Genomic DNA, 17,193 nt, shown 5'->3' with positions numbered 1-17,193 from the left:
TCACTCGGCCAGGGGTGAGACTCGCGGACGTTCGACTGAGAATTCCGGCCAAAAGAGCGCACCAAAAGCCCATCGACGAGCGGCGTACAGATCGACTGGATATCCAGGCAAATATTTTCGAGTATGTGAACGTTTAGGGCCTGTCGCCCTCAGACCTGGATTCGCAAGGCATCGTCTCCGCGGTCAGGCGCATCGTCGCGCCAGCGCACCGAGCCTGAGGGGCGGTCCAGCCAGCGCAGGACCTTGATCGGCTCGATGCCAACGTGCATCTCGTGCGCACGCTCATGCAGCGCGCTGTCGTCGAGCGTGCGCCGGCTGCGCTGGCGAAGGTAGTCGTCCCAGGTGGCGCAGCGGAATCGCTCCGACCATTGCTCGGGATCGCCGATGTTGCGCGACAGCGACCAGTCGTAAGCGCCATTGCGCGAGCGGATACGCTGCAGCTCGCGCATGAGGTTGTAGAAGTCGCGCGCTTTTGCAGATGGGATGCGGTATTGAAGCTCGATGCTGATCGGCCCGCTGCGGCCACCGATGCCGAGTTTGACATCGGGATCGGCCAGTGCACGCTCGTCCGACTCGGTGGAAGAGGTGCGGTCGGCGACGCGCAGGAACAGTCCCAGCAGTGGAGACACCAGCAGCGCAGCGGCCGCTATCTGGAACACCAGCGACACCCCATGCTCCTTCGCCACCAGGCCCCAGACCCAGGCGCCGGTGGCGATGCCCAGCGAGGTGGCGGCGCTCGACATCGCGATCGCCCGGCCCGCTACCCAGCGGGGCACCGACAGCTGCACCGCGACGCTGATCGTCGTCGTGAGCACCATCCAGACCATGCCCGCGCCCAGCAGCACCACGATGTCCAGTAGAAAACTGTTGCTGAAGGCCAGCACCGCAAGGCTGGCGCCCAGGATCAGGCTACAGGCGCGCACGGTGTTTTCATTGCCCAAGGCCGTGCGCATCGGCTGCAGCACGAAGATGCCGGACACCGCACCGACGCCGAAGCAGCCGAGCAGCAAGCCGAAGGTCCTGGCGCCGCCGCCGAGCAGATCGCGGGCGATCAGCGGCATCAGTGAATGCAGAGCGCCGCCCAGGAAGCAGATGATGAACGCCCGCAGCACGGTCCGGCGCACCGGCTGCATGTGGACGATGTAGCGCAGGCCCGAGTTGACCGAGCGCAACAGCCCTTCCGGCGGCAGGCGCGAGACTTCGGCCACGCGCTTCCATCGGTGCAGCGAGTAGAGCATCGGCAGATAGGTCAGCGCATTGGCGGCGAAGGCCACGGTTGCGCCGAGCGCTGCAACGATCACGCCTCCCAGCGCGGGGCCGATGCTGCGCGCCAGGTTGTAGCTGATGTTGTTGAGCCCGACCGCCTGCGGCAGCAAGTCCTTGGGCACCTGTTCGCCGACCGAAGCGCCTCGGGCCGGGGCGGACAAGGCACCGCCGCTCCCGACCAGGAAACAGAAGCCCAGCAACACCCAGGGTGTTATCAAGCCCAGGATCGAGGCCAGGGTCATCAGCGTGCCGCCTACGCAGGCGAGCGACAGCGCCGCGATCTGCACCCTGCGGCGATCGTAGATGTCGGCAATGGCGCCTGCCGGCAGTGCCAACAGGGCCATCGGCAGGAAGCTGGCGGTCTGCACCAGCGCTACATAGTCCGCCGTTGCGATACCGGCCATGGTCCAGGCAGCGGCCACACTCTGGATCAGGCTGCCGGTATTGGACACCGTACTGCTGAGCCACATGTTGCGGAATGTCGCGTGCCGCAGCGGCGAAAAAATACCCTTGCCGCTCATGGACGCGATCCATCGTCACGCGGCGCGGCATCGCGTGATCCGCTTGCCGCTCTGGCTTCCGGTGATCTCGGCATCCGCAGCGTGGTCATCAGCGTGAGGTCGACATCGGCCTGCCCGCTCGGGGGTTCGGAATCGACGAAGAAGCCGGCGCCGACATGACCACCGACATTGTTCACGAGGACGAGGGCCGGGCCGAGCTGCGCGGCGGCCTGCAAAATGCGCGCGGGGGATAGCGGGTCGAGCATGTCGGCGCGCACGAAGACGGCGGCCTGCGCTCCCCGCGACAAGGCCTCGCCGACAACGCGGCTGCCCGCTTCCTCGTCACATCCGACGACGACGAGCTTTGCGCCTTCGCTCGCGAACTCCAGCGCGGTGGCACAACCGATATTGGACGTCGCGCCGGTGACGACCACGACTTTGCCGGCAAAATTCAAATTCACAGTGCTCTCACAAAAACAGTCAGCATGGTGGCAGGCCGCATAGAAAGCGAATCTACTGGCGTTGCCGTCCGCAATTTCAGCACACGAGCCATGAACGTCAACTCGATGTCCCGACTCATTCATTGCGGCCACAAATCGATACTGTTCTGTCTGGTCGCTCGCAACGGCCATTTGCGGGATCGCCGAAGGATTCGGGGTCTGAATCAAAGTGATGAAGATGAAGCCGGCGAAGATCCGCAGCTTCACTTCGAATAGCGCGACATCGGCCGCGATCACTCAAGCGACCGCTTAACGGTTGCAGATTTCGGATGACGTGAGGAAAGCGCGAACCGCCGACTGGGAACTGTCCTGCTCAGGGCTCCAATCAGAACCCATCAGCTTCGACGCCGTCGTGCCCTATTCTCAGGCAGGGACCCGCTCGCAAACCAGCGCGTCGTGGCGCAGGAATTTCGTCGTCGACCAACCGCCGTCGAGCGCGATGGTCTGGCCGTTGATGTAGCTGCCCTCGGGCGAGGCCAGAAAGTAGACGGCATTGGCCACGTCATCGACCGTGCCGTCGCGATTGAACGGCGTCATCTCCTGGTTGGTGCGCTGGAAGCCTGCCGTGTCCCAGAAGTCCCGGGTCATGTCGGTCTTGATGACACCGGGCGCAACCACGTTGGCGCGGATGCCGTTGGCGCCGTACTGCACTGCAAGTGCCTGCGTCATGCCGATCATGCCGGCCTTGACCGCGCAGTAGATGCCGCCGTTGAGTCCGCCGATCAGCCCATAGACCGAACCCACGTTGATGATCGAGGAGCCGGACTTCATCACGCCGAGCGCTTCACGGGAGAAACGAAACGGCGCCTTGAAACTGATATCGATGACCTCGTTCATCATCGCGTCGTCGGTCTCGTGCACCGGCGCCCACCTGCCGGAACCGGCATTGTTGACCAGGCAGTCGAGCCTGCCGAACGCCTTGATCGCCAGCTGCACCGCACGCTGCGGCGCGTCGGTGGCGGTCACGTCCGCGGCCAGCGTTTCCACTTCCGCCATCGCCGACAATTCACTGGCCAGCTGCGTCAGCCGTTCCTGCCTTCTGGCCAGCGCGACGATCCTGAAACCGCCCGCTGCGAACCGGCGTACCACCGCGTCGCCGATGCCGGCGCTTGCCCCCGTGATCAGAACAACGGGCTTCTCAGAAGCGCGTAGCGCCATGCCATCCCCCCTCGCTTTTGTGTGCGCGAACGGCCATTGCGCCGGTTTTTCGATTGAGCCGGTCGAAATCTTATGCGCAAGCCGGGGGCTGAAGCGCGGGTGTCGCCGCCGCGCGGCGGCGCACTGCAGCTGCAGACATCTCGCCGCTCCTGGGTAGACCACTTGGGAGGAAATCACCAGGCGTTTGCCGCAACTTTAGCCCGCCGGGTTTTTATGGGCCGAGACCAGGCCGCCGGCCCTGGCGAATCGCCTCTTCCACCAGGCCGATGACCCAGGTGACGCAGCGGATCGCCTGTTCGGGTTGCATGTGCCAGGCGGCGATCAGACGCTCGTAGGGCGGCACGTTCGAGACCATGTCGAGCACCGCGGCTGCCATCTGACGCTCGGTAACGGACCAGCCCGGTGTTGCGCCGACCACGGCGCCAAGCAGCGAATCACGCCGGTGCTGATCGACGGCGGCGAACGAGGGATCGGCCACGGTCGCCGGTGCCACGGCAAAGGACGACAGGTAGGAAAACATCCGCGTAACGACCGCGACGAAATCGTCGAGCTTCAGGCCTTCCAGCGTCACGCCGGATTCCTCGGTCAAGCGCTGCACCAGAGCGTCACGCAGCTTGCGCTCGGTAGAGAAGTGCCGGTGCACGGTGCGTTCGCTGACACCGGCGCGCTCACCCACGGCGCGGAACGTCAGGCCCTGCCAATCCCAGCTCGGAAAGCCGCGAACCAGATCAGCGCCCGCAGCCAGGATCCGATCCCGTGTTTCGGTAGTCTGCTGCTGCCGCAGCGGGCTGTCGTAACGACGGCGCTCTGCAGCCGGCACGCTCTTGCCCTTCGCTCCTCGTGGCGGACTCATTGCGGTTCGATCGATCCGTTGGTGGTGATACGGGTTCGCCGCATTGTAGAGGAGCGAACTATCGACATCGACTCGATAGTCCCCGGTTCCATCGTCCCCACAAAAAAACCGCGTCGGAACGCGGCTTTTTCTGGCCCGGGCGATGTGCTGCGGGCCTCAGTGCACCCCGGCGGCGACCAACCCACGCCGGTACTGCTGCGGCGTATCCCCGGTCCAGCGCTTGAACGCACGGCCGAAGCTGGACTGCTCCGAATAGCCCAGCGAAGCTGCGACATCGTCCAGGGACAACTGCCCCCGTTCGAGATAGATCTTGGCCATCTCGATACGCTGTTTTTCCAGCAGGTCCGAGAATTTCAAGCCGCAGTCGCTCAGATTCGCCTGCAGCGTGCGCACCGAAGTCCCAAGCTTCTTCGCGCAATGCTCGATCGAACAATTCCCCGACGGCAGCGACCCGCGAACATAGTCCTCCACCCGCTCCACCACGGTTTTTCTCGAGGCCACCTTGACCCGATCCAGGTAGCCGCCCAGCAGTCTGAACAGCAGGCGATTCGACGTGGTGACGGCCTGGCTCAGATTTTCAACCGGGAACGCGATCGCATTCGTCGTCGCCCTGGCGTTGAACCGGCAGCCCAGCTGGTTCTCGAGCTCGGCGATATCCTTCAGGCGCGTGTCGACAGCCAGGTTCACATAGCTCGGGCGAAAATTGCGGCCGCCGATCAGCCGAAGAAAATTCACGTCCAGCAGCGCCGCCTGGTAGTTCGCCTGGTTGTTCGAACCCAGATCGCTGCGGACGCACCACCTCAGCTCCGCTGTCTCCTTGCCTTCTACCAGTTCCATCAGGATCACCGGCGAGTGAACCACCGGCAGGTAGTCGATGAAGCCTACGATCGCTTCCCGGAACGTGGACGCCGCCCGGCACAGCGCGGTGACGGAGCCGAACAGGTCCGGCTCCTGAAGTTGCGCCAGCCGCAGGCCGAACAAGGGTTGGTTGAAGCGGGTGCTGCAGTCCTCCAGCAGCGAAACCAGGCTCTTGCAGCTGATATAGGAATCCGGGTCGCGGATCGCCCGCGCATCGAGTCCATGCCGCTCCAGGATAGGCCGGGGATCGGCGCCGAGGCCGCGAACCAGGTCCGCAAAACCGCCCAGGTTGGCGGTCCGCATCTGGCCCTCGGCGGGCATCGAATCCAGCGGCCCCTCCAGGCTGAAAAAAGCAGTTTCGCCCATTGTTGTATTCCTCCTCATCGAGCCTGCGCCTGGGGGACAGCGCGGCTTTGCACTCACTGTAGACGCTAGCACACAAGATGTCAGGACATGGGCGCCCTCGGTGTGGCAAATATTCACACCCGCCAGCGGAGAGCAAGGCCATGATCGACATCGACGACCTCAAGAAAGAAGCCAGGAAGTACATACGCTACGAGAAAGACACCGAGAACCGCATCGCCTACCTGAGCTTCGACCGCCCCGACCGCCTGAATGCGACGACCATCGGCATGCGCCAGGTCTACGCCGACCTGGTGTTCCAGGCGAATATCGACGACCACGTCAAGGTGCTGGTCATCCGCGGCTCCGGCGAAAATTTCGGCGGCGGCGGCGACCTGCCGGAACAGGCGGAAATGCTGTCTGAATCCGACGAGGATGTATCGCTGCTGCACGAGTTCGGGATCAAGGACCCCAGCGTCAAGTATCCGCCGAAGGACTCGTTCCGGTTCCTTCATGGCCTTACGGATCACTACGCGAAACCCAGGGCAGGCAACCGGCCGCTGCAGGATTTCAAGAAGATCAGCATCGTCGAGACCAAGGGCTATTGCTACGGCTGGCACTTCTACCAGGCGGCGGACGCCGATCTGCTGGTCTCGTCCGACGACACCCTGTTCGGCCACCCGGCGTTCCGGTACGCGGGCTGGGGCCCCCGGCTCTGGACCTGGGTGGAAACCATCGGTCTGCGCAAGTTCCAGGAGATGCTGTTCACCGGGCGCCCGTTCACCGCCAAGGAGATGTACGACTGCAACTTCATCAACAGTGTTGTGCCACGCGAAAAGCTGGAGCAGGAAACCCTCAAGTACGCGATGGCCTGCTCGCGCACGCGTCCGATGGACGTAGTCGCGGTGCAGAAGACCTTCCTGGAGATGTACAAGCAGTATCGCGGCGAATACATGGGCAGCCTGCTCACCGGCTTCGTCGAAGGCATGCTGCCGATGATGAAGAACGACCGAAAGAGCGACGTGCAGCTCGGCGGTGATGTCTTCGACAAAGGGCTCAACAATGTCGTCAAGGACCTCGACATGGACTATCCGCCCGAATGGCGCCTGAGCCGCTCCAATCGCCGCAAGCCCTGACGGGACGCTGCACCGGAACCGATAGGGCGGCGATCGCGCCGCTCTATGGGCCCGCCACCGGTGACCCGGCATCCGCGTCCTGCGCGGCGGTGGTGGCCGCCTCTGCATCGCTCCACAACTCTGCTGCGAGTTCGAAGGCCGCAGCGACCAGCGGTTCACGCCGGCGGGTTTCCAGGCAGACCAGGGTCAGCTCCGTCGCAACCGACACCGGCGTCAGTGCGACGCGCCGTGCACGGCTCTCGTGGCGCGCTACCGACTCGCGAACCAGCGACAGGCCGACCCCGGCCTTGACCAGATCGAGCATCGACGGCTCGACGTCGACGGTTGCTGCGATGTTCGGCGTGACGCCCAGGCGGCTGAACTGCGCCGTCAGCAGACGGTTGTGCACGGATTCCGGCGGCGTCCAGATCCACGGCAACCGGGACAGCTCCTCCCAGCTCGCATGGGCGACGCGATCCTTCCATTTGCGCGGCGCGACGACGCGGTAGCTGAAGGGCGTCAATCCTGCGACGTGCAGGCGCGAGCCCTGCGGCCGGCCGAGATAGAAGCCCAGGTCTAGAGTCCCGTCCTCGATCTGCGACAGCACCGATCCGGAGATGCCATGTGAAACATCGGTCTGAACCGACGGGTAGCGTTCCAGCATCAGCCCCAGCAGCGCGCCGAGCCGCAGGAAATCCGGGTCGAGAATGGTGCCCAGCCTGAGCGTGCCGGCAACGCGCGCGGCGAGCCTCGCGGCGGCCGACTGAAATTCGGATGTCGCCGCGAGTACCGCCTCCGCATACGGCAGCAGATCGCGGCCGCCCGGCAACAGCTCCATGCCGCGCGAGGTTCGCCGAAACAGGCTCGTGCCGATCTCATCCTGCAGTGTCTTCAGCTGCAGGCTCAGCGCGGACTGCGTGAGATGAATCGCCTCGGCTGCGCGGGTCATGCTGCCGTGCTGTGCAATCAACACGAACACGCGTAGCTGTTTCAGATCCATGAGCGGGTGATATTGGCCATTCTTATATCGTCACCCAGTTTAACTCATTGGCCTTTGCGTTCGGGATGCGCGCTAAATGCGGGATACCTAGGCGTCCAAGCCAACGGCCGTAGCCGGCCCGTCTCATCAGGAGAAGAAGATGTCCGAAGCACTGATCATCGATGTTGTGCGTACCCCACGCGCGATCGGCAAGCCGGGCAAGGGCGCCTACGCCGGCATGCACCCGCAGCACCTGGCCGCGACGGTCCTGAAAGCCCTGCAGCAGCGCAACGACCTCGATACCGCCGACATCGATGACGTGATCTGGGGCACCAGCGCGCAAATGGGCCTGCAGGGTGGCGACATGGGCCGCATGGCGGCGCTCGACGCGGGCTTCGACATCCGCGTCAGCGGCGTGACGCTCGACCGCTTCTGCGGCAGCGGCCTGACCGCCGCCAATCTGGCTGCGGGTCAGCTGATGTCGGGCATGGAGGATCTGCTGATCGCCGGCGGCACCGAGATGATGTCGATGGTCACCGCGCTGGGCCAGCTGCAGGCGGCTGCGGGCCTGCGCTCGGGCGGCCTGGGCACCGGCAACGCACGGCTGCAGCGCAAGTATCCGCAGTCCAATCAGGGCGTGTGCGCCGATGCCATCGCATCGATGGAAGGCATTGGCCGCGAAGCGCTCGACGCCTTCGGCCTCGAAAGCCAGCGCCGCGCCGCGCGCGCCATTGCCCAGGGCTGGTTCGATCGCTCGATCGTGCCGGTGATCGACGACGAAGGCCGGGTGATTCTGGCCAAGGACGAGTATCCGCGCCCGGACACGACGGCCGAGGGCCTGGCCGCGCTGAAGCCGAGCTTCGCGCAGATCGCCGACATGCCGAGCAGCCCCGACGGGCCGACTTTCCGCCAGCTCATCAATCAGGTCTATCCAAACCTGAAGATCGAGGCCTTCCATCACGCCGGCACCTCGTCCGGCGTCGTCGACGGCGCCGCGGCTCTGCTGATGGCCTCCAGCGATTACGCGCGCAAGCGTGGACTGAAAGCGCGCGCCCGGGTGATCGCTACCGCCAACATCGGCGACGATCCAACACTGATGCTCAATGCGCCGGTGCCGGCGGCCAGAAAGGTACTGGCCAAGGCCGGCCTCACGGTGGACGACATCGATCTGTGGGAAGTCAACGAGGCCTTCGCCGTGGTGGTCGAGAAATTCATTCGGGATCTGCGGCTGGACCGCGAGCGCGTCAACGCCAACGGCGGCGCCATCGCGATGGGCCATCCGATCGGTGCCACCGGCGCGGTGCTGATCGGCACCGTGCTGGACGAACTCGAACGCCGTGACCTGAAGCGTGCGCTGGTGACGATGTGCGCCGCGGGCGGCATGGCGCCGGCGATCATCATCGAGCGCGTGTGAAGCCCTGAACCGGTGTGGCTCTCGTAGGGCGGGAGCATCCCGCCTTTCGTGGGCCGGTTGCCCGAAAGGCGGGATGCTCCCGCCCTACATGAGACCTGTGGTTCATGGAGAGCCCCGTGTTCCTTGTGGACCTGCTCACGGACCATGAGCCCGATGGAGGTAGGTCGGCAATCCCTTGCCGACGTGCTCAAGCAATCAGGGCGCGCACGTCGGCAAAGGATTGCCGACCTACGTCGCTTGGGGGGCAGCGCCGGTTCACTGAAAGGGGACTCCTTTGTACGTGCATAAAAATGAAGTGAGCAGAAAATGACGCAGATCATGAAGGGCGTGAGAATCCTGGAAGTGGCACAGCACACCTTCGTGCCTGCGGCCGGCGCAATCCTGGCGGACTGGGGCGCGGACGTGGTCAAGATCGAGCACCCGCTGCGCGGCGACACCATGCGCGGCTTCCGCAGCACCGGTGGCGTGGCGCACAACCCGAACCGCCACACACTGGTCGAGCAAGCCAACCGCGGCAAGCGCAGTGTCGGTATCGACGTGTCCACGCCCGACGGCCAGCAGCTGGTCTACGCAATCGCCAAAACTGCGGATGTATTTCTGACCAACTATCTGCCAGCGCAAAGACAGAAGCTGAAGCTCGACGTCGAGCACATCCGCGCCGCCAATCCGAACATCATCTACGCGCGCGGCAGCGCCTTCGGCGACAAGGGCCCCGAGCGCGAAGCCGGCGGCTTCGACGGCACCGCGTTCTGGACGCGTAGCGGTGTCGGACATTCGATGTCGCCGCCGGGCCTGGACGGGCCGCTGATGCAGGGTATCCCGGCGTTCGGCGACTGCATCGGCGGCATGAACATCGCCGGCGGCATCATGGGCGCGCTGTTCCACCGCGAACGCAGCGGCAAGGCGATCGAGATCGACGTGTCGCTGATGAGCACGGCCTGGTGGGCGGCGGGTTCCGGCATGGCGCAGACCATGGAACTGGGTATCGTGCCGCGCACGCGCATGCCTGTGGGCGGTGGCTCGCCCGGCAATCCCTTCATGGGCAATTTCACGACGGCGGATGGCGGCACCATCAACTTCTGCATCTTGACGCCAGGCGCGTACATCCGTGACACCTTCGTGCACCTCGGCATTCCGGAAGCGGCCGACGATCCGCGTTTCTCCGCAGTCGAGGCCCTGATGAAGCATTGGGCCGATGCCAGCGCCCTGATCGTGCAGGCCATCGGCAAGAAACCGTTCGCTTACTGGACAAGGCACCTCAAGACCATGAAGGGCCAGTGGGCACCGTTCCAGAGTCTGATGGATCTGTCCAAGGACGAGCAGGCTCTGGCCAACGACATGATCATCGAGGTCGAATCCGGCGACGGCGGCGCGCCGATGCGGCTGGTGCGTCCGCCGGTGCAGTTCGATCACGCTGCCGTCACTACCACGCGCGCGCCGCAGGCCTCGGAACACACCGAGACTTTCCTGATGGAGTTGGGCCTGGACTGGGATCGCATCGAGAGTCTCAAGTCCGCCGGCGTTATCGCCTGACGCATGAAAAGTTTCGGCACTTTCGACTACATCATCGTCGGCGGTGGCACCGCTGGCTGCGTGCTCGCCAACCGTCTGTCGCAGGACCCGGATGTCTCGGTGCTGCTGCTGGAGGCCGGTGGCAAGGACAACTGGATCTGGATTCACATTCCGGTCGGCTATCTGTATTGCATCGGCAATCCGCGTACCGACTGGTGTTATCGCACGCAGGCCGAGGAGGGCCTGGGTGGCCGCGCGATCCTGTATGCACGCGGCCGCGTGCTCGGCGGCTGCTCGTCGATCAACGGCATGATCTACATGCGCGGCCAGACACGCGACTACGACGAGTGGGCACGCCTCACCGGCGACGATAGCTGGAGCTGGCAGCAGGTATTGCCGCTGTTCAAGCGCAGCGAAGATCACTGGCGCGGTGGCGACGCGCATCACGGCGGCGGTGGCGAGCTTCGCGTCGAAAAACAGCGGCTGCGCTGGGATATTCTCGATCGCTTCGTCGACGCGGCTGAGCAGGCCGGTATTCCGCGCAGCGCCGATTTCAACACCGGTGACAATACCGGCGCTGGCCAATTCGATGTCACGCAGAAAGGCGGCCTGCGCTGGAATGCGGTCAAGGCGTTTCTGAGGCCGGTGCGCAAGCGGCCCAATCTGCGCGTCGTCACCGGCGCGCTGATCGACAAGCTGAGCTTCGAGGGCCGGCGCGTCAGCGGCATAGCATTCTCGCTCGGCGGTGAGTTGTTGCATGTGTCGGCGCGCATCGAGACCGTGCTGGCGGCAGGCTCGATCGGCTCGCCGGCGATCCTGCAGCGATCGGGCGTCGGCGATGCGCAGCGTCTCGGCGAACTCGGCATCGAATCGAGCCATCATCTGCCCGGCGTCGGTCAGAATCTGCAGGATCACCTGCAGTTGCGCTCGATCTACCAGGTCGAAGGCATACGCTCGCTCAACCTGCTCGCCGGCAGCACTTTCGGCCAGATGCTGATGGGCCTGGAATACGCCTGGCGCCGCGGCGGCCCGCTGAGCATGGCGCCGAGCCAGCTGGGCGTGTTTACCAAATCCGATCCTTCGCAGCCGACGTCGAACCTCGAATATCACGTGCAGCCGCTGTCGCTAGACAAGTTCGGCGATCCGCTGCACCGCTTCCCCGCCTTCACCGCGAGCGTCTGCAATCTGCGCCCGACTTCACGCGGCTCGGTCGAGATCGCATCCCGCAATGCGGCGGACGCCCCGCGGATTTCACCGCGCTATCTGTCGACCGACGCGGATCGAAAAGTCGCGGCCGATGCCTTGCGGCTGACGCGCCGTATCGCGTCCATGCCGGCACTGGCGCGGTACCGGCCGCACGAGTATCTGCCGGGATCGCAGTACCAGACCGATGCCGAACTCGCGACTGCCGCCGGTGTCGTCGGCACCACGATTTTCCATCCCGTGGGCACTTGCCGCATGGGCCGCGCGGACGATGCCGATGCCGTGGTCGACCAGCGTCTGCGCGTGCGCGGCCTCAGTGGCCTGCGCGTGATCGACGCATCGGTCATGCCGACCATCACCTCGGGCAATACCAACACACCGACGATCATGATCGCCGAGAAGGGCGCGGAGATCATGCGCGCGGATCGGCGCAGTGCGACCAACAGCTGAGCATCGAACGCCATTCGCAAGCACCGACAGAAGGCAAGGGAATGACTATTCAGAAGCAAACGCGCGTTGCCGTGGTGACCGGGGCGAGTTCGGGTGTCGGTAAGGCCGCTGCGAAAGCACTCGCGGCACAGGGCTGGCGTGTAATCGGCCTGGGACGCGATGCCGCCCGCTGCGCGGCGGCGGAAGCGGAACTGCGGGCGAGTGCCGCGCCCGGCGCGCAGGTGGAAATGCTGCGCGCCGATTTCTCGCTGCTGGCAGACACGGCGCGCGCAGCGCGCGAAGTGATCGCAGGCACCGACAGGATCGACGTGCTACTCAACAACGCCGGCGGCGTCGCCCATGAGATGCGGATGACCTCCGAAGGCAACGAGGCCAGCTTCGTCAGCAATCACCTGGGCCCGTTCCTGCTGACCCAGCGCCTGCTGCCACTGCTGTGCGCCACAGCCGCCGTCAGCGAGCCTGGCACGGTGCGCATCATTGCCACTTCATCCATCGGCCACAACAACTGCCCCGGCATCGACTGGGAGGATCTGCAGCGCACGCGTAATTTCAGCACTGGTGGCGCCTACACCAACGCGAAACTCGCCAACATCCTGTTCACCCGCGAGCTGGCCAGACGCTACGCAAGCCTGGGCATCGTCGCGCATGCGATGGAACCCGGCGTGGTACTGGCCAGCAATTTCGTCAGTCACGCCGACGCCGGCATGCAGCGCTACATGGCGACGCTGACCGATGTCGCCGTCACTCCCGAGCAGGCCGCCGAGACGCTGGTATTCCTTGCGACAGCGACCGAGCCCGGGCAGACGAGCGGCGGTTACTACGCCCAGTGCAAACCGGCGCCGTCCAGCGCCGCGTCGCAGGACGCAGCAACGGCTGAGCGGCTGTGGATCGAGAGCGAGGCGCTGGCGGCACGCGCCGGTTTCTGAGCGCGATAGATGCGGCCCGATCTGACCCGGCGCCGGGTCTAGGGCCTGTTGAAGGAATTGCAGGTTTTGTCGAGACTCGGCCTGCGGATCGTTTGAACATGCCAGCCAATCAGCAGAAGTGAAATCCGGTTCCGGGTCTGTCCCAACGGACGGGCAACCCCGCTTTCACAGCGCACTGTCAAAGGAAATGCCGGCATGTCATTCGAGTTGAACAGGAAGCTTGCCGCCAAACGCGAGCCGCTCGCCACTAGCGCGACGGTCGATCCGGTAACCGCCAGCATCATCCGCGGCGCGTTCGAGACCGTGTGCTTCGAAGCCGCGACCCACCTGGGGCGGGCAGCATCCTCGCCGATCATCAATCAGTCCAACGAACGCAACGGCAGCATCATCGACGCCCACGGCCGCCTGGCCGGGGTGTCGGTGGGCACGCCGCACCTGGTGTTCATCTCGCAGCTGACGGTGCGCTACGGCCTGCAGTTCCTGGATTCCTACGACTGGGGCCCCGGCGACGTGTTCGTCGGCAATGACCCGGATTTCGGTGGCGGGCATCTGCCCGACTACAACGTCTACGCCCCGGTGTACGACGACAAGGGCGAGCTGGTACTGATCCAGGCCTTGCAGGCTCACCAGGGCGACACCGGCGGCAAAACACCGGGCGGCTTCACGCTAGACGCCACCGATATCTTCACCGAAGGCCTGGCGATCCCCTGCCTCAAGCTGCTCCACCGCGGCGAGCGGCGCCGCGACGTCATCCAGCTGCTGGAGCGCAACAACCGCTTCCCGTCCTTCGCCGGCGATCTCGCCGCGATGATCGGTGCGGTGCAGCATTGCGTGAAGCTGCTGGAGGACGTGATCCGCAAATGGGGCGCCGAGGTGGTCAGGGCGGCGGTCAACTACAACATCGATCACACCGAAAAAAGCTTCCGCGAAGAGATCGCGAAATGGCCCGACGGTTCCTACTCGGCCGATGTGCTGATCGATCACGACACCGTGGGCACCAAGGACGTCAAGGTTCACGTCGAGTGCACGATCAAGGGCGACCATCTCAAAGTCGACCTGACCGGCTCCGACGCACGCCCCGAACTGATCGGCGTCTGGAACACGTTCGCCAACAGCCGCGGCTATGCGATGACCCAGCTGGCCTCGATGATCGACCCGACCATCATCAAGAACGAAGGCCTGTTTCACGCAGTGGAAATCGTGCTGCCCGAAAACACCATCGTCCATCCGCCGATCAACAAGCCGGCGGCGCTGGGATCGTTCCATCCGGCCTGCGAAATCATCGAGGCGATCTGCGTGGCGCTGGCCGACGTCGTGCCGGAGCGCTCCTGCCCGCAGGTCTACAAGATCGGCATGCCGAATGCCGTCATCGGTTTCGACGCGCGCGGCATGTGGATGGATCAGGGCGTCGACGCCCGCTCGATGGATGCGTCCGCCGTGCAGGGTGTGGACGGCTGGGGTTCGTCCTGCGTCGGCCTCGGCAATTTGTTGTTGTCGGAAGCAGAAGACGCGGAAAGCCGCTTCCCGATCATCAACATCAGCCGTGAAATGACTGTCGATTCCGGCGGCGCTGGCGAGTGGCGCGGGCAACCCGGCAGCCTCAACGTCAAGAAAGTGCTGGAGCCGACGATGGCGATGGCCTGGATGGTGTCGGCGACGCATCCGTTGCGCGGCCTTTGCGGCGGTGACGATGCCGGCCCCTACTCCAACCGTTTCGAAGTGGGCACCGAAAGGGAATACAAGATCGAGCTGTCCACTCAGGCGCAACTGCCGGCCAACGCCGTCATCGCCTACCAGCACGGCGGCGGCGCCGGTTTCGGCCGCGCGCTGTTGCGCAAACCCGAGGCGGTCAAGGACGACGTGCTGGACGAGAAAGTCAGCCTTGCGGCGGCCCGGGACAAATACGGCGTCGTGCTCACCGGAACGCTGGACGAATACGACCTGGCCGTGGACTTCGCGGCAACCGAGGTTCTGCGGAAGCAGATGAGCGCCGCGATTGCGGCGAAAGCAGCTTGAGGCGCGAACCCGTGACCTATCGTATCGGCATCGATGTAGGCGGCACCTTCACCGACTTCGCGCTGCTGAAAGGCGCGGACGTGGTGCTCCACAAGAACCTGAGCACACCGCAGGACCGGTCCATCGGCGTGATGACCGGCCTGAAGAAGCTCGCCGAAATCGAAGGCCTGCCGCTGGGCGACTTCCTGCGGCGCTGCGATGCGATCGTGCACGGCACCACGATCGCCGACAACACCCTGATCGAAATGAACGGCGCAGTCACCGGCCTGATCACGACCGAAGGCTTTCGCGACGAAATCGAATATCGCCGTGGCTACAAGGAAGACATCTGGGACGTGCGCCTGGCGCCGCCGATCGAAATCACGCCGCGACGCCGGCGCCTGACCGTGCCGGAACGGATTCTGGCCGATGGCTCGGTCTATAAAGAACTCGACGAAGCGGCGGTGCGGGCATGCTGCCGGCGGCTGAAGAAGCAGGGCGTGGAGTCGGTGGCGATCTCGCTGCTGTTCTCGTTCGTCAATCCGGCACACGAAAAACGCGTCGCAGGCATCGTCGCCGAGGAAATGCCGGGCGTGCACCTGTCCAGCTCGCACGAAGTGCTGCCGCGTGCGCCGGAATACGATCGCACCAGCACCACCGTGGTCAACGCCTATGTTGCGCCGCGTGTCACGTCCTACCTGGAAAAGCTGGTCGATCGCCTGAAGAGCGCAGGCTACGCACACCAGCTGATGGTCATGCAGGCCAGCGGCGGTGTGATGACCAAGGAATACATCGAAGGCGCGCCGATCCGCGTGCTGGCTTCGGGCCCGGCAGGTGGCGTGATCGGCTCGGCGCATGTCGGCGGCGCCAAGGGTTATCCGAACCTGCTGTGCGTGGACATGGGCGGCACGTCCTACGACATGTCCGTGGTCATGAACGGCGCCGCGCCGGCGGAAACCGGCTGGAACATGCATCACCGCTACCTGATCGGCGTGCCGATGGTAAAAGTGGAAACGCTAGGCGCCGGCGGCGGCTCGATCTGCCACGTCAACAAGGGCGCACTGGAAGTGGGGCCTGCGTCGGCGGGCTCCGACCCCGGCCCGATCTGCTACGGGCGCGGCGGCCAGCGGCCGACGATCACCGATGCGCTGTTGATGCTGGGCATCCTGTCGGCGGATTCGGACTTTGCCGGCGGCAGCTTTTCGCTGACCAGGACGGGCGTCGTAGAAGCGTTCCAGCAACTCGCCGAACCCATGGGATATGGCGCGGAACAGGCCGCCTTCGATTGTTTTCGCGTCGTCAACGCCAACATGAGCCAGGCGGTCAGAAGAACCGTCGCCGGCAAGGGCATCGACCCCAAGGACATGGTGATGCTCGCCTACGGCGGCAACGGCCCGGTTTTCGCGGCGGTCCAGGCCGAGGATCTGGGGATCGAAAAAGTGCTGGTGCCGAAGGCATCGCCGACGTTCTCGGCTCTGGGCACGCTGGTGGCCAACCCCTGCATCGACGAAGAGCGCTCGTATATTGCAGCGGCCGGCAGTCTCGATGCCGGCAAGCTGAAGTCGCTGTGGAGTGATCTGGAAGCCCGCGCCGAAAAATACTTCGCCGAGGCCAACTTTGCGCGCGACCAGGTCACCGCAAAGTACCAGATGAAGATGCGCTACCCGGGCCAGAACTGGTCGCTGACGTTCGATATCAAGCTCAATCAGGGCCTGCACGATCTGTCTTTCGTCGACGGCAGCATCGGCGCCGCGGCCATCGAGTCGTTCAACACGCGCCACATGGAGGAATTCGGTCACGTGCGTGAAGGCGAGTTGCCCGAGGTGACCGGCGTGCGCCTGCTCGCCTATGTCGACACGCCTTCGCCGAGCGTCACCCGGGGCTTCAGCGCGCCGGTCGTTGCCGCCAAACCGGTCAAGACCCGCCGCGCCAACCTGGGCACGGGTTATCAGCCAACCGATGTTTTCCTGGGCGCCGAATTCAAGCCGGGCCACGAAGTCACCGGCCCCGCGATCATCGAAGAGACCTTCACCACCATCGTGGTCTACCCGGGCTGGAAAGCCCAGGTGGACGATGCGGGTGACTACGAGTTGACCCGGCTTGCCTGAAAATTCCCTCTACG

General features: G+C 64.6%; 13 protein-coding genes. 7 read left to right on the top strand and 6 right to left on the bottom strand.

All coding sequences use genetic code 11. The features are described from left to right. Positions 1-149 precede the first annotated feature (149 nt). The 5 genes from JWQ90_RS23805 to JWQ90_RS23785 all read right to left on the bottom strand — a co-directional run bounded on the left by JWQ90_RS23805 (position 150) and on the right by JWQ90_RS23785 (position 5,501). Positions 150-1,787, bottom strand: a complete 1,638-nt coding sequence (locus JWQ90_RS23805) for an MFS transporter (RefSeq protein WP_299697498.1) — start codon at positions 1,785-1,787, stop codon at positions 150-152. Beyond that, on the bottom strand, positions 1,784-2,503 hold the full coding sequence (locus JWQ90_RS23800) for an SDR family NAD(P)-dependent oxidoreductase (RefSeq protein WP_299697497.1): 720 nt from the start codon (positions 2,501-2,503) through the stop codon (positions 1,784-1,786). The genes JWQ90_RS23805 and JWQ90_RS23800 overlap by 4 nt, the downstream gene beginning before the upstream one ends. Before the next feature lie 126 nt (positions 2,504-2,629). Further along, a complete protein-coding gene (locus tag JWQ90_RS23795) occupies positions 2,630-3,424 on the bottom strand; it encodes an SDR family oxidoreductase (protein WP_299697496.1) in 795 nt (264 codons plus the stop codon). A gap of 211 nt (positions 3,425-3,635) precedes the next feature. Beyond that, positions 3,636-4,277: a TetR/AcrR family transcriptional regulator gene (locus tag JWQ90_RS23790; protein WP_299697495.1), complete on the bottom strand. Its 642-nt coding sequence runs from the start codon at positions 4,275-4,277 to the stop codon at positions 3,636-3,638. Positions 4,278-4,433: 156 nt separating this feature from the next. Then, entirely contained in the window at positions 4,434-5,501 is a 1,068-nt protein-coding gene (locus tag JWQ90_RS23785) for an AraC family transcriptional regulator (RefSeq protein WP_299697494.1), read from the bottom strand. 140 nt (positions 5,502-5,641) lie between these two features. Here JWQ90_RS23785 and JWQ90_RS23780 point away from each other — a divergent pair, with 140 nt between their 5' ends. Further along, entirely contained in the window at positions 5,642-6,613 is a 972-nt protein-coding gene (locus JWQ90_RS23780) for an enoyl-CoA hydratase/isomerase family protein (protein WP_299697493.1), read from the top strand. Between the two features lie 43 nt (positions 6,614-6,656). On the opposite strand, the gene JWQ90_RS23775 is transcribed toward JWQ90_RS23780, so the two are convergent. After that, the gene (locus JWQ90_RS23775) at positions 6,657-7,592 is read right to left on the bottom strand and encodes a LysR family transcriptional regulator (protein WP_299697492.1); all 936 of its coding nucleotides are present in this window, start codon (positions 7,590-7,592) and stop codon (positions 6,657-6,659) included. 139 nt (positions 7,593-7,731) lie between these two features. Between JWQ90_RS23775 and JWQ90_RS23770 the strand changes: the two genes are divergently transcribed. The 6 genes from JWQ90_RS23770 to JWQ90_RS23745 all read left to right on the top strand — a co-directional run bounded on the left by JWQ90_RS23770 (position 7,732) and on the right by JWQ90_RS23745 (position 17,179). Next, positions 7,732-8,985, top strand: coding sequence for an acetyl-CoA C-acetyltransferase (locus tag JWQ90_RS23770; RefSeq protein ID WP_299697491.1), 1,254 nt, complete (start codon positions 7,732-7,734; stop codon positions 8,983-8,985). 306 nt (positions 8,986-9,291) lie between these two features. Next, positions 9,292-10,518 carry a CoA transferase gene (locus tag JWQ90_RS23765; RefSeq protein ID WP_299697490.1) on the top strand — a complete coding sequence of 409 codons (1,227 nt, stop codon included), beginning with the start codon at positions 9,292-9,294 and terminating at the stop codon, positions 10,516-10,518. 3 nt (positions 10,519-10,521) lie between these two features. Next, positions 10,522-12,150 carry a GMC family oxidoreductase N-terminal domain-containing protein gene (locus tag JWQ90_RS23760; RefSeq protein WP_299697489.1) on the top strand — a complete coding sequence of 543 codons (1,629 nt, stop codon included), beginning with the start codon at positions 10,522-10,524 and terminating at the stop codon, positions 12,148-12,150. 41 nt (positions 12,151-12,191) lie between these two features. After that, a complete protein-coding gene (locus JWQ90_RS23755) occupies positions 12,192-13,076 on the top strand; it encodes an SDR family NAD(P)-dependent oxidoreductase (RefSeq protein ID WP_299697488.1) in 885 nt (294 codons plus the stop codon). Positions 13,077-13,271: 195 nt separating this feature from the next. Then, the gene (locus JWQ90_RS23750; protein WP_299697487.1) at positions 13,272-15,092 is read left to right on the top strand and encodes a hydantoinase B/oxoprolinase family protein; all 1,821 of its coding nucleotides are present in this window, start codon (positions 13,272-13,274) and stop codon (positions 15,090-15,092) included. 11 nt (positions 15,093-15,103) lie between these two features. Continuing rightward, a complete protein-coding gene (locus JWQ90_RS23745; protein ID WP_299697486.1) occupies positions 15,104-17,179 on the top strand; it encodes a hydantoinase/oxoprolinase family protein in 2,076 nt (691 codons plus the stop codon). The last annotated feature ends 14 nt before the right edge of the window (positions 17,180-17,193 follow it).

It is taken from the genome of Hydrocarboniphaga sp., from assembly GCF_028291725.1.
Taxonomy (GTDB): Bacteria; Pseudomonadota; Gammaproteobacteria; order Nevskiales; family Nevskiaceae; genus Hydrocarboniphaga.
This window is presented reverse-complemented; position numbering and strand designations above follow the sequence as displayed.